16 protein-coding genes are annotated in these 13,825 nt (G+C 61.3%); 1 reads left to right on the top strand and 15 read right to left on the bottom strand.

What is annotated here, in order from left to right; genetic code table 11:
- Window positions 1-82: 82 nt before the first annotated feature.
- Window positions 83-1,078 (top strand): porphobilinogen synthase, encoded by a 996-nt coding sequence (gene hemB, locus AC0KWY_RS10295; protein WP_474029555.1) that lies wholly within the window; start codon window positions 83-85, stop codon window positions 1,076-1,078.
- 51 nt (window positions 1,079-1,129) lie between these two features.
- Here hemB and slmA read toward each other — a convergent pair whose 3' ends face one another.
- The 15 genes from slmA to AC0KWY_RS10220 form a co-directional block, all read right to left on the bottom strand.
- Window positions 1,130-1,732, bottom strand: coding sequence for a nucleoid occlusion factor SlmA (gene slmA / locus AC0KWY_RS10290; RefSeq protein WP_474029554.1), 603 nt, complete (start codon window positions 1,730-1,732; stop codon window positions 1,130-1,132).
- Window positions 1,733-1,766: 34 nt separating this feature from the next.
- Window positions 1,767-2,408 (bottom strand): pyrimidine 5'-nucleotidase, encoded by a 642-nt coding sequence (locus AC0KWY_RS10285; protein ID WP_474029553.1) that lies wholly within the window; start codon window positions 2,406-2,408, stop codon window positions 1,767-1,769.
- Between the two features lie 3 nt (window positions 2,409-2,411).
- Window positions 2,412-3,299 carry an acetylglutamate kinase gene (gene argB / locus AC0KWY_RS10280; RefSeq protein WP_474029552.1) on the bottom strand — a complete coding sequence of 296 codons (888 nt, stop codon included), beginning with the start codon at window positions 3,297-3,299 and terminating at the stop codon, window positions 2,412-2,414.
- An 84-nt stretch (window positions 3,300-3,383) separates the two neighbouring features.
- Window positions 3,384-3,800, bottom strand: coding sequence for an Hsp20/alpha crystallin family protein (locus AC0KWY_RS10275; protein WP_474029551.1), 417 nt, complete (start codon window positions 3,798-3,800; stop codon window positions 3,384-3,386).
- 61 nt (window positions 3,801-3,861) lie between these two features.
- The gene (gene nudB / locus AC0KWY_RS10270; protein WP_474029550.1) at window positions 3,862-4,323 is read right to left on the bottom strand and encodes a dihydroneopterin triphosphate diphosphatase; all 462 of its coding nucleotides are present in this window, start codon (window positions 4,321-4,323) and stop codon (window positions 3,862-3,864) included.
- Window positions 4,308-4,691 carry a barstar family protein gene (locus tag AC0KWY_RS10265; protein WP_474029549.1) on the bottom strand — a complete coding sequence of 128 codons (384 nt, stop codon included), beginning with the start codon at window positions 4,689-4,691 and terminating at the stop codon, window positions 4,308-4,310. The genes nudB and AC0KWY_RS10265 overlap by 16 nt, the downstream gene beginning before the upstream one ends.
- Before the next feature lie 3 nt (window positions 4,692-4,694).
- Entirely contained in the window at window positions 4,695-5,051 is a 357-nt protein-coding gene (locus AC0KWY_RS10260) for a guanyl-specific ribonuclease (protein ID WP_474029548.1), read from the bottom strand.
- Between the two features lie 3 nt (window positions 5,052-5,054).
- The gene (gene aspS / locus AC0KWY_RS10255; protein WP_474029547.1) at window positions 5,055-6,854 is read right to left on the bottom strand and encodes an aspartate--tRNA ligase; all 1,800 of its coding nucleotides are present in this window, start codon (window positions 6,852-6,854) and stop codon (window positions 5,055-5,057) included.
- Window positions 6,855-6,873: 19 nt separating this feature from the next.
- Window positions 6,874-7,488 carry a DUF502 domain-containing protein gene (locus AC0KWY_RS10250; protein WP_474029714.1) on the bottom strand — a complete coding sequence of 205 codons (615 nt, stop codon included), beginning with the start codon at window positions 7,486-7,488 and terminating at the stop codon, window positions 6,874-6,876.
- Entirely contained in the window at window positions 7,488-7,736 is a 249-nt protein-coding gene (locus AC0KWY_RS10245; RefSeq protein ID WP_474029546.1) for an FmdB family zinc ribbon protein, read from the bottom strand. Before AC0KWY_RS10245 ends, AC0KWY_RS10250 begins: the two co-directional genes overlap by 1 nt.
- A 69-nt stretch (window positions 7,737-7,805) precedes the next feature.
- Entirely contained in the window at window positions 7,806-8,660 is an 855-nt protein-coding gene (locus AC0KWY_RS10240; protein WP_474029545.1) for a prepilin peptidase, read from the bottom strand.
- On the bottom strand, window positions 8,660-9,889 hold the full coding sequence (locus tag AC0KWY_RS10235; protein ID WP_474029544.1) for a type II secretion system F family protein: 1,230 nt from the start codon (window positions 9,887-9,889) through the stop codon (window positions 8,660-8,662). The genes AC0KWY_RS10240 and AC0KWY_RS10235 overlap by 1 nt, the downstream gene beginning before the upstream one ends.
- 16 nt (window positions 9,890-9,905) lie before the next feature.
- Complete coding sequence (gene pilB / locus AC0KWY_RS10230; protein ID WP_474029543.1) at window positions 9,906-11,621, bottom strand: type IV-A pilus assembly ATPase PilB; 1,716 nt, start codon at window positions 11,619-11,621, stop codon at window positions 9,906-9,908.
- Window positions 11,622-11,672: 51 nt separating this feature from the next.
- Window positions 11,673-12,980, bottom strand: a complete 1,308-nt coding sequence (locus AC0KWY_RS10225) for an HlyC/CorC family transporter (RefSeq protein ID WP_474029542.1) — start codon at window positions 12,978-12,980, stop codon at window positions 11,673-11,675.
- Complete coding sequence (locus AC0KWY_RS10220; RefSeq protein WP_474029541.1) at window positions 12,981-13,820, bottom strand: cytochrome C assembly family protein; 840 nt, start codon at window positions 13,818-13,820, stop codon at window positions 12,981-12,983.
- Window positions 13,821-13,825: the final 5 nt, after the last annotated feature.

Below are 13,825 nucleotides of genomic sequence, written 5' to 3'. Positions count from 1 at the left end.
TGCCTCTCTGACCGCGGGGTTTGAAAAAAAGTTCCGCTCGGGTTTGAATTTTTATCTTTATTTTTTTGCAGGGATGTTCGACATGGCTGGCAATTTCCCCGGAACACGGATGCGCCGGATGCGGCGCGATGATTTCTCGCGTCGCCTGATGCGCGAATCGGTACTGACCCCGGACGATTTCATTTACCCGGTTTTCGTTCTCGAAGGCGAAGGCCGCATCGAGCCGGTGAGTTCGATGCCCGGCGTCGAGCGGCAATCGCTCGATGTCCTGTTGCGTACCGCCGAGCGCACGGTCAAGCTGGGCATCCCGGCGCTGGCGCTGTTTCCGGTGATCGATGCGCCGCTCAAATCGCTCGGTGCCGAAGAGGCCCACAACCCGGAAGGCCTGGTGCCGCGCACGGTGCGCGCGCTCAAGCGCGAGTTTCCCGAACTCGGCGTGATTACCGACGTCGCTCTCGATCCTTACACCAGCCACGGCCAGGACGGTCTGATCGACGAGACGGGTTACGTGCTCAACGACGAGACGCTCGCTGTCCTGGTCCGGCAGGCGCTCTGCCACGCCGAAGCCGGCGCCGACGTGGTCGCCCCGTCGGACATGATGGACGGACGCATCGGTCGCATCCGCGAGGCGCTGGAACACAACGGCCGCATCTACACGCGCATCCTCGCCTACTCGGCCAAGTACGCGTCGAGTTTCTACGGTCCCTTCCGCGACGCGGTCGGTTCTGCCGGCAACCTCGGCAAGGGCAACAAGTACACCTACCAGATGGACCCGGCCAACGGCGACGAGGCCTTGCGCGAAGTGGCGCAGGACCTCGATGAAGGCGCCGACATGGTGATGGTCAAGCCGGGCATGCCGTATCTGGACATCGTCCGCCGGGTCAAGGACGAGTTCGGCGTGCCGACTTACGCCTACCAGGTCAGCGGCGAGTACGCGATGCTCAAGGCGGCGGCGCAGAACGGCTGGCTCGACGAGCGGGCGGTAGTGCTGGAAAGCCTGCTCGCCTTCAAGCGCGCCGGTGCCGACGGCATCCTGACTTATTTCGCGCTCGATGCGGCGGAATACCTGAAGGGCTGATTCGGGTCGGAAAAGAAGCAAACAGGGCGGCCGACGGGCCGCCCTTGGCGTTTACGCGTCGCCAGCCTGCGACAGGCAGGCGAAGTAGAGCATCGGCCACTGCTGCGGCCATTGCGCCAGCGGTTCGCGGCTGAAGCCGGAACGGGCGTATTGTTCCCAGCGGCCGACGACGTAGCAGCGCAAGAGGTTGGCCAGCGCCCCGAAATCGGCGTCGGCCTTGAACTTCTCCTGCGTCGCGGCGATGCGCAGGGCCTGCTTGAGCGCCGCCTCGACCTTGTCGAGCAGCGCGTTGATGCGCAGTTGCAGGCGTTCGTTCTCATTGACCAGCGCATCGCCGATCAGCACCCGGGTCATGCCGCGGTTCTTCTGCGCAAAATTGAGCAGCAGGCCGAGGATCAGTTCGATCTGGCGGAAACCGCGGGGTTCTTCGCCGGTGATCTGGTTGATGACGCCGAACAGACTCTGCTCAATGAATTCGATCAGCCCCTCGAACATCTGCGCCTTGCTGGCGAAGTGGCGGTAGAGCGCGGCTTCGGAACATGCCAGCTTGCCGGCCAGGGCGGCGGTGGTGATCTTTTCCCCCTTCGGGGTTTCCAGCATTTCAGCCAGGGTTTGCAGAATCTGCAGGCGGCGTTCGCCCGGTTTGGTCGCCATCGATGTCGTCCCTCGAAGAATTTTTGTGCCCGGATTATAGACGAGCGCAGCGTTGCGGCAATTGCAGCACCGACGAAACCTGGACGTCAACGTAGGGCGAGCGGCGAGAGCCAGCGCTCACCCACACGGTTTTCATGCCGAGCTTGCGGGCGGTGACCAGATTGGCCAGGCTGTCTTCGACCATGATGCAGCGGCGCGGGTCGAGGCGCTCGGCACGCAACAGGGTGCGGAAGCCCTGCGGCATCGGCTTGGGCCGGAATTTCAGGCGTTCGACGGTGTATACCGCAGAGAAGTGCCGGGCCAGGCCGGTCAGTTCGAGCACCGCCTCGGCGTAGGCGCGCGGCGCGTTGGAGAACAGGATCTTGCGCCCAGGCAGGCGTTTGAGCGCGTGCAGCAGCGGTTTCTCGAACACCAGCATGCGGGCGAGGTCGGGGAACTGGTGGGTTTCGTGCAGGAAATGATGCGGGTCGATCGCGTGGTGGCGGATCAGGCCGAGCAAGGTTGCGCCGTAGCGCTGCCAGTAGTCCTGGCGCAGCCGGTTGGCGGCGCTTTTGTCGAGGCCGAGGTGGCGCTCGATGTACTCGCGCATCGCCCGGTTGATGTGCGGGAAGATGTGCGGGGAAGCGTTGTGCAGCGTGTTGTCGAGGTCGAACAACCAGACGCGTTCCCCGCGCATGGTTTAGTGCGACTTGATCATCGTGCCGACCCCGTGGTCGGTCAGGATCTCGAGCAGCAGCGCGTGTTCGACGCGACCGTCGATGATGTGCACGCCCTTGACGCCGTTGCGGGCAGCATCGAGCGCCGAGCCGATCTTCGGCAGCATGCCGCCGGACAGCGTGCCGTCGGCGACCATCTCGTCGATTTCCTTGGGCGTGATGCCGGTAATCAGCTTGCCGGCCTTGTCGAGCACGCCCGGCGTGTTGGTCAGCAGCACCAGTTTCTCGGCCTTGAGCACTTCGGCGATCTTGCCGGCGACGACGTCGGCGTTGATGTTGTAGGTCTCGCCGTCCTCGCCGACGCCGATCGGGGCGATCACCGGGATGAACGAGGCCTTGTCGAGGTGGTCGATCAGCGACGGATCGATCTTGGTGATCTGGCCGACCTGGCCGACGTCGATCAGGTCGCCCGGGTGATCCTTGTCTTCCAGCATCAGCTTCTTGGCGCGGATGCAATTGCCGTCCTTGCCGGTCAGGCCGACGGCCTTGCCGCCGTGCTGGTTGATCAGGTTGACGATGTCCTTGTTCACCTGGCCGCCGAGCACCATCTCGACGACTTCCATGGTTTCGGCGTCGGTGACGCGCATGCCCTGGATGAATTCGCCCTTCTTGCCGACGCGGGTCAGCAGGTTCTCGATCTGCGGGCCGCCGCCGTGCACGACGACGATGTTGAAGCCGATCAGTTCGAGCAGCACGACATCGCGGGCAAAGCAGCCTTTCAGGTGCTCGTCGGTCATCGCGTTGCCGCCGTATTTGACGACGATGGTCTTGCCGTGGAAACGCTTGATGTAGGGCAGGGCTTCGGCCAGGACGGCGGCCTTGGTGCCGGGGGCGAGGTTTTTGGTGGGCATGAGGGGCTCCTGATGGACTCGCCGCGGATTGTACAAAGAAAGCGGCCGGCTTGGGGGCCGGCCGGCACACGGGGGCGAGCTTGCCTATTCGATGGTCAGGCGCTTGCTCGGGCTGGCGATGCGTTTGGGCAGGGTCAGTTCGAGCACCCCGTCGGCGAAGCGGGCGACCGAGTGGGTGTCGTCAAGATCCTGCTGCAGCTGGAAGGAACGCGATACCTTGCCGAAATAGCGTTCCGAACGAAGTGTGCGCTCGCCTTCCTTGACTTCCTTTTCCTGGCGGATTTCGGCGCTGATCGAGACCTGGTTGCCGTCGACCACGACATGGATGTCTTCCTTCTTCACGCCGGGCAGTTCGGCGTGCACGAGGTAAGCGTCGCCTTGTTCCCTGACGTCCATCTTGATCGAGGGGGCTTGCTGGGGTTGCCCGTTGAAATCGACGGGGCGGACGAAGAAGCCGCGGAACAGATCGTCAAAGGGGGCGACACGGGGGATGTTGGCCATATTGGTTCTCCTTTCCGGTGAGTTTTCATGCAAAACCAATATAGGTCTGTTCGTTGCTATTTCAAGTCCACGGTTGCGGGATGGCGAGCAATCGGATCGCGTCTTGGTTGCTCCACGAGAAGCAGCGCTCGGCGGCTTCCTCGCGCGGCAGCCAGAGCCAGGCGCGATGCTCCTCGGGCGCGATACGGACGGCGACGCGCTCGGGCAGGCAGAGGCCGAACACCTGCTCGGTGTTGCCGTCGACGCCGGGCGCGTAGCGGTGGCGCCAGGCGGGATGGATCGTGTAGCGGTTTTCGATGCGCCAGTCGGTGAGGCGGTAAAGCCGGCTGTCGATACCGGTTTCCTCGAGTACTTCGCGGTGGGCGGTGACTGCGGGCAGTTCGTTGCCTTCGCGGCTGCCGGTGACCGACTGCCAGAAGCCGGGATGGCGGGCGCGTTCCAGCAGCAAGACTTCGCCGGCCTGGGTGTGGATCACCACCAGTACCGATTGGGGCTGCTTGTAGGCGGTCATGCTGTCGGCCACGGTGGAAGGGTTTCCGGCCCGTCTTCGAGGATGATGGCGAGCGCCGCTCCGTCTTCGCTACGTGCCTGGCAGGCGGCGTCGAGCACTGCGAGCAGGAGGGCGTAGTCAGCGGGAGACTGCTGCGAGAAGCGGGACAGTCTACGCAGGCGGATGACGGTGGCGGCGCCGTCGTGCCAGTCGGGGTTGCCCAGGCAGTCGGCCAGGGCGTCGAAATTGGCACCGTACCAGGCGGGAAAGTCCAGGGCGCGGCCGAGATGTTCCAGTAGTTGCTTGCGGTTTTCGCAAGTGGAGAAGTTGACGTCGATGTCGGAGGTAACGGAATGGTCTGCTGGTTGGCGGTAGAGGCCGCAGGGAGCGAGCGGGGTCATCGGCTATTCCCGGATGCGCCGGAAGGACTGGTAATGGTCTTCCGTGTAGTAATACTCGGCGGTTTTGCCGGCGACGATGCGGCGCGGGCCGCGATCCCTGCGGCCGGGCGTCTTCACCGTGTATTCGCGGTAGTAGCCGCGTGGCTGCTGCGGCAGCAGCTTTTCGAAATTGTTGAAGACGATGCCGTCGCGCTTGTAGGGGAAGGGGCCGCCCTGCTTGATCAGCGCCAGCGTCTCGCGCGCTTCGGGTGGCAGGCGGGCGACATCGATCGTCTGGCGGTCGCTGCTGCCGTTCCAGAATGCAAAAGCGCTTCCGATCGCCAGCAGCAGGACGATCAGGAAGCGCTGCCAGTGACGCATGCGTCAGCCCTGGCTGATTTCGACTTGGGTCTCGACCTTCTGCCGCAGGCGGACGTGCAGTTCGCGCAACTGCTTCTCGTCGACCGCCGACGGGGCGTCGGTGAGCAGGCACTGGGCACGCTGGGTCTTCGGGAAGGCAATCACGTCGCGGATCGATTCGGCGCCGGTCATCATGGTGACGATGCGGTCGAGGCCGAAGGCCAGGCCGCCGTGCGGCGGGGCGCCGTACTTGAGCGCGTCGAGCAGGAAGCCGAACTTGGCCTGTTGTTCTTCCGGACCGATGTTGAGCGCGGCGAAGACCTTTTCCTGTACGTCGGCGCGGTGGATACGCACCGAGCCGCCGCCCAGTTCCCAGCCGTTCAGCGCCAAGTCGTAGGCCTTGGCCAGGCACTTGCCCGGATCGGTGGCCAGGAATTCGAGGTGCTCGTCCTTCGGGCTGGTGAACGGATGGTGGCAGGCGGTCCAGCGCTTGGACTCGTCGTCGTACTCGAACATCGGGAAGTCGATGACCCACAGCGGCGCCCACTTGGCGCCGGTGACGAAGCCCTTCTCGTGGCCGATCTTGATGCGCAGGGCGCCGAGGGCATCGCTGACGATCTTGGCCTTGTCGGCACCGAAGAAGATCAGGTCGCCGGACTGGGCGCCGGTGCGTTCGAGCACGGTGCGCAGCGAGGCTTCGGAGAGGTTCTTGACGATTGGCGACTGCAGGCCGGTTTCATTGACCTGGGTGACGTCGTTGACCTTGATGTAGGCCAGGCCCTTGGCGCCGTAGATGCCGACGAACTTGGTGTATTCGTCGATTTCGCCGCGGGTCAGCGAGGCGCCGCCCGGAATGCGCATGGCGGCGATGCGGCCGCCTTCGCTGTTGGCGATGTTGGCGAAGACCTTGAAGGCGACGTCCTTGAAGGCGTCGGCGACATCGACCAGTTCGAGGGTGACGCGCAGGTCCGGCTTGTCCGAGCCGAAGCGACGCATGGCTTCGGCGTAGGTCATGCGCGGGAATTCCGGCAGGTTGACGTCGATCGCTTCCTTGAACACGGTGCGGATCAGCTTTTCCATCAGCGCGGTGATCTCGGCCTCGCTCATGAACGAGGTCTCGATATCGACCTGGGTGAATTCCGGCTGGCGGTCGGCGCGCAGATCCTCGTCGCGGAAGCATTTGACGATCTGGTAGTAGCGGTCGAAGCCGGCGACCATCAACAGTTGCTTGAACAGCTGTGGTGACTGCGGCAGCGCGAAGAACTGGCCGGCATGAACGCGCGACGGGACCAGGTAGTCGCGCGCGCCTTCCGGCGTGGACTTGGTCAGCATCGGCGTTTCGACGTCGATGAAGCCGTTGTCGTCGAGGAAGCGGCGGAAGGCGCGCGCGGTCTTGTAGCGCAGCATCAGGTTGTTCTGCATCTGCGGGCGGCGCAGGTCGATGACGCGGTGGGTCAGGCGGACGTTCTCGGAGAGATTCTCCTCGTCGAGCTGGAACGGCGGCGTGACCGACGGATTCAGGACTTCGATTTCATGGCAGAGGATTTCGACCTCGCCGGAAGCCAGGTTGGCATTGGTCGTGCCGGCGGGGCGCGGGCGGACCTTGCCGGTGATCTTCAGGCAGAACTCGTTGCGCACCGATTCGGCGATCTTGAAGGTGTCGGCGCGGTCCGGGTCGCAGACGACCTGGGCCAGGCCCTCACGGTCGCGCAGGTCGATGAAGATGACGCCGCCGTGGTCGCGACGACGGTGGGCCCAGCCGCACAGGGTGACGATCTGGCCGTCGAGACCAGCGTTGAGTTGTCCGCAGTAATGGGTACGCATGAGAAATCCGTGGGGTTGCTTAAGTGTGAGTAACGACGCGAGCGTGCGGTGGCGGGGCCACGACGCCCATCGAGATGATGTATTTGAGTGCCTCGTTGACGGTCATGTCCAGTTCGATCACATCGTTCCTGGGTAGCATCAGGAAAAAACCGGAGGTCGGGTTAGGTGTCGTTGGGACGTAGACGCTGACGTAGTCGCCCGGCAGATGGTTGCGAATGTCCCCGCCGGGGAGGCCGGTCAGGAAAGCGATGGTCCACGCACCCTGGCGAGGGTACTGGACCAGCAAGGCCTTGCGAAAGGCATTGCCGTTGGGTGCGAATAGGGTGTCGGAAACCTGCTTGACCGCCTTGTACACGGAATTGACGACGGGAATGCGCGACAGCAGCTTGTCCCACCAGCCAACCAGCTTCTGGCCGATGAAGTTCGCGGCCAACAGGCCGGTGAACAGGATCATGGCCAGTGTCAACAGCGCGCCGACACCTGGAATTGAAAAGCCGACCAGATTTTTCGGATGAACGGCTTCCGGCAGCAACTGCAGGGACTGATCAAGCGTATTGACAATCAGTGACAGCACCCAGACGGTGATGACCAGCGGAACCCAGATCAGGAGTCCGGTAATGAAGTAACGCTTGATTAACTGGCTGCGCACGACGAGCAGCTTCCTTCGCCGGTTTGGCAGGGCGGGGGCGAGGCTGGCTTGCTCCCCTTGAAGTCGGTGGCGTACCAACCGTTACCCTTCAATTGAAAACCTGCCGCCGACAATTGTTTGGCGTAGCTTTCCTGGCCGCAGCTCGGGCAGGTGGTCAGCGGCGCGTCAGCCATTTTCTGCAGATGTTCCTTCTGGAAACCGCAGGATTCGCAGCGATATTCGTAGATCGGCATGGGGCCCTCCAAAACCTTGAATTGTAACCGAAAGTGGAAAATCCGAATATCGGGGCCGGTTACGGGTTTTCAATAGGCCAGACCGAGATAGGTGGTGGTCAGTGTTGGCCCCCAGAACAGGGCAATGATGCCCGCACTCGCCAGATAGGGGCCAAAGGGAATCGGAATGTTGCGTCCATGGCGGGCGAACAAGATAAGGGCGATACCGACAATTGCGCCGACGACCGACGAGAGCAGGATGATTGCCGGCAGCATTTGCCAGCCCAACCAGGCGCCGAGCGCCGCGAGTAGCTTGAAATCACCGTAACCCATGCCCTCTTTCCCGGTCAGCAACTTGAATCCCCAGTAGATGCTCCAGAGAATCAGGTAACCAGCCATGGCGCCAATCACCGCGGACGGCAGGTCGGTGTAAACCTGAATCAGGTTGAAGGCGAGACCGAACCAGAGTAGCGGTAAGGTAATGCTGTCGGGGAGGAGTTGAGTGTCGAAGTCGATGAACGTCAGCGCTAGCAAGGCCCAGATCAGCAGCAACGCTCCCGCGGCTGCGTAGGTGTCGCCGAAGTGCCAGACGGCAAATGCCGAAAGTAACCCGGTCAGGGCTTCGATCAGTGGATAGCGCAATGAAATCGCTTTCCCGCAACCTGCGCATTTGCCCCGCAGAATCAGGAAATAGCTCAGTAGCGGGATGTTTTCGTAGGCGCGAATCGTATGGCCGCAGTGGGGGCAGCGCGAACGTGGGCGGGCGAGCGTTAGCGGTTCGGTATCCGCTGGTATTTCGCGGTTGCTGACTTCAGCGCATTGCGCCAGCCACTCGCGCTCCATCATTTTTGGCAAGCGATGGATGACAACGTTGAGAAAGCTGCCGACACAGAGGCCGAGCAGCCCCCCGAGGAGTGTTAGCAGCGATAGCGGAAGGCCTGTCATTAGCCGACTACGGCGCCAAGCTTGAATAGCGGCAGGTACATCGCGATAACCATGCCGCCGATCAGTGTACCGAGAACCACCATGATCATGGGCTCCATCAGGCTGGACATGGCTTCCACCGAGTCATCGACTTCCTGCTCGAAAAAGTCGGCGACCTTTCCGAGCATGGAGTCGAGTGCGCCAGATTCCTCACCGATGGCAACCATTTGCGTCACCATGTTGGGGAAAACCGTTGCGTCCTGCATGGCGTTGGTCAGGCTGGTGCCGGTCGAAACGTCGCTCTGGATCTGACGGGTCGCCATTTTGTAGATGTGGTTACCGGCTGCGCCGCCGACCGATTCGAGAGACTCGACCAGCGGCACGCCGGCCGCGAACATGGTCGACAACGTTCGTGTCCAGCGGGCAATCACCGCCTTGCGGATGATGTCGCCGAAGATTGGGAGGCGCAAAAGGAAACGGTCCATGACCATCTGCACCTTCTCGGAACGTTTCCAGGCAGCAAAGAAGGCGTACAGACCGCCGCCGATCGCGCCGAATATCAGCCACCACCATTCGACAAAGAAGTCGGAGACGGCGATGACGAACAGGGTCGGTGTTGGCAGATCGGCACCGAAATTGCTGAATACCTCCTTGAACGCTGGGATGACGAAAATCATGATCACGGCCGTGATGATGAACGCAATGACCAGCACGGCAATCGGGTAGAACAGGGCTTTCTTGATCTTGCCCTTGATTGCCAGGATTTTTTCCTTGTAGGTCGCCAGTCGGTCGAGCAGCGAATCCAGAATCCCCGCCTGCTCGCCAGCACCAACCAGATTGCAGTAGAGGGCGTCAAAGTATAGTGGGTACTTGCGAAACGCTTGCGATAGCGAGCTACCGGTTTCGACATCGGACTTGATGTCGAGCAGCAGTTTGCCGACCGCCGGATTGGTGTGGCCGCGACCGACGATGTCGAAAGTCTGCAGCAGGGGGACGCCAGACTTCATCATGGTGGCCAGTTGCCGGGTGAACAGGGTGATGTCTTTTTCGGAGACGCTGCCGCCGGTTTTGAAACGGACTTTCTTGATCTTCGCGTTGCTGATGCCCTGGCGGCGCAGGGTGGTTTGGACGACAGTCTCAGTGGCGGCGCGAAGCTCGCCGCGGACGGCCTTACCTTCCCTGTTGCGACCTTCCCACTGGAAGGTGCTTTCCTTGACATCAACAATTCTTGATTTTGCTGCAGTTGCCATTGCCGGGTCCTTCAGCTTAGATATTGGTTGTACTTAAAACTTCTTCGAGTGAGGTCAGGCCTTGTTTGACCTTGATCAGTCCGGATTCGCGCAAGTCGCGGACACCCTCCTGTTTCGCCTGTTTGGCGAGGTCGAGCGAGGTGGCTCCGCTCATGATCAGGCGTTGCATGGCTTCGCTGATCGGCATGACCTGATAGATGCCGACTCGTCCCTTGTAGCCAGTACCTTTGCAGCGTTCGCAACTGCCTGGGCCGTAAAGTATCCAGCTACCATCGAGTTCTTCAGCCTTGAAACCGGCGTCGAGCAAAGCCTGTTCTGGTACCTTGATCGGTTGCTTGCAGGTGCAGAGGCGACGGGCCAGGCGTTGAGCAGTGATCAGCAGGATGCTGGAGGCAATGTTGAAGGTCGGCACGCCCATGTTCATCAGGCGGGTCAGGGTTTGCGGTGCGTCATTGGTGTGCAGGGTCGATAGCACCATGTGCCCGGTTTGGGCTGCCTTGATGGCGATTTCTGCGGTTTCCAGGTCGCGGATTTCGCCCACCATGATGATGTCGGGATCCTGGCGCAGGAAGGCTTTCAGTGCGACAGGAAAGGTCAGGCCGGCGCGATCGTCAACGTTGACCTGATTGATGCCGGTGAGATTGATTTCCGCCGGATCCTCGGCCGTTGCAATATTCACGCCATCCTTGTTGAGGATGTTGAGGCAGGTGTAGAGCGAGACGGTTTTCCCGGAGCCGGTAGGCCCGGTGACCAGAACCATGCCGTAGGGACGGTTGATCGCATCGAGCAGGATGGCCTTCTGATCAGGGTCGTAGCCCAGCGCTTCGATTCCCAGTGTCGCCGAGGTCGGGTCGAGGATACGCAGTACGATTTTTTCGCCTTGCAGGGTGGGCAAGGTGCTGACGCGGAAATCGATGGCTCGCGATTTGGAGATGACCAGTTTCATCCGGCCGTCCTGGGGAACCCGTTTTTCGGCGATGTTGAGGCGCGAGATGACCTTGATCCGGGAGGCGATCTTTTCCTTGATCGCCAGCGGCGGGGTGGCGACTTCGCGGAGAATGCCGTCAATGCGGAAGCGTATTCGGTAGAATTTTTCGTAAGGCTCGAAGTGGATGTCGGATGCGCCATCGTTGATGGCGTCGAGCAGAATTTTCTGAATGAACTTGACGACCGGGGCGTCGTCGATGTCCTGGGCTGCCGCTTCGTCGGCTTTGCTGGTGCTTTCTTCATCGAGAAAATCAAGGTTGATTTCCTCGTCATTGAAGCTCTTCAGCGCATCGGTGGCGGACTCCGAGTATTTCGCCACCAGTGGCAACAGCTTGGGTTGCTCGACAACGATCGGGTCAACGCTCAGCCCGCTCTGGAAACGAATTTCGTCCAGCGCTCGCAGGTTGGTCGGGTCGGCAATGGCAATCGACAGGCGGTTGCCTCTTTTATTTAGAGGAATTACCTTGTGCGTTGCAATCAGCTTGCGGTCGATTGCGTCCTGCGGGATATGGCGTTCGTCCAGGGCGTCGAGGTCGAACAGTGGATAACCGAAGGTCTCTGCGGAAAAGCGCGCGATATCGATGGCGCTGGCCTTGTTCGAGCTGATCAGCTGTTCGATGAGCGAGGTTTTTGTCGCAGTGGCTTGACGCGACACTTCTTCCGCCTCGGCCTCTTTCAGGCGTCCGGCCTGGACGAGCGCGCGGGCCAGGCCGCTGAGCGGGGAGTTTTGTGGAGTCGCTGCCATCAGATCGGGTATGTGCGGGTGCGTAGATGCCGTATGGATCGCCCGATGATGCTACGGGGGAGGGGCTTTGTAAAGACTGGCGGGCATTTCTGTCGGGCGGGGCCGGTAAATCCGGGCGGTGACGATGCTGCGGTCGCGGGTCTGCAGGATTTCCACGGCGATGTCATTGAGCTTGAGTCCGACATCCGCGTCCGGAATGTCCTGGAAGTATTCGAGAATCAGGCCGTTGAGCGTTTTGGGGCCATTGAGTGGCAAATCAAGTCCCAGCATGCGGTTGATGTCGCGGATTTGCCGGGTCCCGTCGACCACGGCACTGCCATCCTTGTCCCAGCTCAGATCGGCGTCTACGCCGGGAATCGTGGTTGTGAAGTCGCCGACGATTTCCTCGATGATGTCTTCGAACGTTAGCAAGCCGAGAATATCGCCGTACTCGTCAACAACGAAACCGATTCGCTGCCGGTTTTCCTGGAAGAAGCTCAACTGCGAAAAGACGGCGGTTCCTGCCGGGATGTAATAGGGGGGGTGGAGTTGTTCAAGCAAGGCGGTTTCGCTGAAATCGGTTTCCGAAAGCGCCGAAAGCAGGCGGCGTACGGGCAGGATGCCAAGCAGGTGGTCGAGCGATCCGTGGCAAACAGGCAGGCGACTGTGATGGCTGGTTAGCAGTTGCTGCTGGACTGACTCCCAGTCTTGGTCAAGGTCCAGTATCTCGATGCTGCGGCGCGGGGTCATCATGTGTTCGACGGTGGTTTCATTGAGGTCGAACAGACTGTTGAGGATGGCCTGGTGTTTTTTGGGGATCACATTGGACGATTCCAGTACCAGGCTGCGCAGTTCTTCCGGAGAGAGTCGGTTGCTCTGCTCGTTGGCGCGCAGGGATAGCCCCGTGATGCGCAGCAGGCCTGCCGCGAAGAGATTGACGAACCAGACCACTGGGTAGCAGAGACGCAGTAGCGGAGTCAGCAGGTAGGCGATGATCGGTGCCAGGCGATCGGCATAGCTGGCGCCGATGATTTTGGGCGTGATCTCTGAAAAGACCAGGATGGCAAAGGTGATGATCAGGGTGCTGGCGCCGAGTGCCCATTTTTCATCGCCGAACATTTGCAGAGCGATCACGCTGACCAATGTGGCGGCCGCGGTATTGACTAGGTTGTTGCCAAGCAGGATGACGCCCAGCATCTTGTCCGTTTGCTCCAGCAAGGCAATCGCTTTGCGGGCACCGCGGTGACCATTCTGTGCGAGGTGGCGAAGACGGAAACGGTTGGCCGCCATCATTGCCGTTTCGCTCATGGAAAAGATCGCCGACAGGGCGAGTAGTCCGAGCAGCGCGCCAAGCTGGAAGGATAGGGGGACGTTGTCCAATTACAGGCGGCCGAGAACGATCTCGATGACGAAACGGCTGCCGAAATAGGCCAGGATCAGCAGTCCGAAACCGGCGAGAGTCAGCCGCAGGGCGCGCTTACCGCGCCAGCCCCAGACATGGCGTCCGAATAGCAGGGTGGCGAAGATCGCCCAGGAAGCGATGGCGAATACGGTCTTGTGGTCGAAGGCCAGCGGTTTGCCAAAGATGTGTTCGGAAAAGAACAGGCCACTACCGACGGCCAGTGTCAGCAGGATGAAGCCCAGCATCAGCATGCGGAACAGCAGCGATTCCATGGAAAGGAGCGACGGCAGGCTGGTCAGGCTGCGATTGACGATGCGCCGATGCAGGGCGTTTTCGGTGAAGCCCATGAAAACGGCGTGCAGCGCAGCCAGGGTCAGCAGGCTGTAGGCCAGCATGGCAGTCAGAAAGTGGAACTGGAAGCCGGTGGCGTCGGCGTGGGCGACCAGGTGGTCGGCGGAAAAGATCGCCGGCAGCACGGTGCAGGCGGCGGCCAGCGGCAGGACCATCGGCTGCATGCCTTCCATGCGGGCCATGAAGCTCTCCAGCCAGTAGATCAGCACGGCCAGCCACATCATCAGCGAGAGGGCGAGAGCAACCGAAAAGTGCATGCCGTCCTGGCTGAGCAGCGTACCGAACAGGCCAAAGCCGTGGATGATCAGCGTCAGGCCGATGGCGCCGCGTTCCCAGGGGAGCATCGGGCAGGCGACGCATTGGCCATCGCGGTCGCGCCAGCGGGTGTTCCAGAAATGAAAACCGAGCGCGCCATAAATCAGCGCGGCGAGGATATGCATGGAAAGCTGAATTACAATGTCGGCCATCCGCG

The organism is Azonexus sp. MM2026_4 (assembly GCF_055901855.1).
The sequence above is the reverse complement of the archived record's forward strand: the minus strand, read 5'-3'. Positions and strand labels throughout refer to the sequence as shown.